This window comes from Peptoniphilus indolicus ATCC 29427 (assembly GCF_000227315.1).
In the GTDB taxonomy this organism is placed as follows: Bacteria; Bacillota; Clostridia; order Tissierellales; family Peptoniphilaceae; genus Peptoniphilus; species Peptoniphilus indolicus.
The window spans coordinates 1-1,270 of sequence record NZ_JH165117.1; the positions used below are offsets into that span (position 1 = coordinate 1).

A 1,270-nucleotide genomic window follows, 5' to 3' on the forward strand; every position below is an offset into this window, starting at 1 on the left:
ATAAATTATGTATCTATAATATTATTTTTAAATCACTTAAATTAGAAATACTATTTTCTCCAATATTTATTCCATAGAATTTCAAATTACAATTTTTAGCAAATTGCATATCACTTTCTGAATCACCACAGAAAAAAAGACTTTTCTAAATTTATTTCAGGATATTTTTCCAGTACTTTTTTCATCATTCCCGTTTTAGGTTTGCAACAGTCACAATTTTTAGACTTAGAATGTGGACAAAAAAATATGTCTAAAATTTCTATCTCATTACTCTTTAAACATTCAAGTAACTTATTTGTAAATTCATAGTACTGCTCTATACTTATTATTCCATCACCAATTATGTATTGATTCGTTAAGATAATTATTTGATATCCCTTACTCAATAAAAATTTCATACCTTCAATTGAACCCTCCAACATTTTAGGTTCTCTTATTAACTTCCATTTTTCATCGGGATAATCCAAATTTATTGTTCCATCTCTATCCAAAAAAGCTACTTTCATCTTGCATCTCCATAAATATTTTATTTCTAATAGACTAAAAATATAGAATAAATAAAAATAATTTACATTTTCAGCTTACCTTATAAGAAATGACATAAGAATATTCTTATGCCACTTCCACTTTATTTTAACTCATGTATAAACAATCCTGAACGAGGTTTTGGCTCAAACCACGTTGATTTTGGAGGCATTACTTCTCCTAAATCCGCAATGTTCATCAATTCTTTTAAAGATGTTGGATACAACGCAAAAGCCACTTTCATATCTTCTCCTACTCTTCTTTCCAACTCTTTTATACCTCTGATTCCACCTATGAAGTCAATTCTATCATCTGTCCTTGGGTCTTTTATTCCCAATATGTTATCCAGTACTTTATCTTGAAGAATTGATACGTCCAATTTATCTATCACACTTGAGTTTTCTATACTATTTTTAAGTTTTATTTTATACCATTCGCCATTTATATACATTCCAAATTCGCCCTTTTCTTTTGGAGCAAATTCTTTATCAACATTTTCTATATAAAAATCTTTTTTTATTGTTTCTATAAAATCATTGTCTGACAAACCATTTAAGTCTTTTACAACTCTATTGTAATCATAAATTTTGACCTGACTTTTTGGATATAAAATTGACATAAAAAAGTTAAATTCTTCTTGTCCAGTATAATTAAGATTTTCTAACCTTCGCATTTCTGCAACTTTTACAGCAGCGGCTGCCCTATGGTGTCCATCAGCTATATATAAATTATTAACTTTTTCAAA

The 1,270-nt window shown here is 27.8% G+C and carries 2 protein-coding genes; both read right to left on the reverse strand.

Annotated elements, in window-relative coordinates:
* Positions 1-122: 122 nt before the first annotated feature.
* Positions 123-506 carry an HAD-IIIA family hydrolase gene (locus HMPREF9129_RS10210; protein WP_004823533.1) on the reverse strand — a complete coding sequence of 128 codons (384 nt, stop codon included), beginning with the start codon at positions 504-506 and terminating at the stop codon, positions 123-125.
* 122 nt (positions 507-628) lie between these two features.
* A partial coding sequence (locus HMPREF9129_RS10215; protein WP_004823534.1) for a DUF1015 domain-containing protein occupies positions 629-1,270 on the reverse strand: 642 nt, incomplete at its 5' end.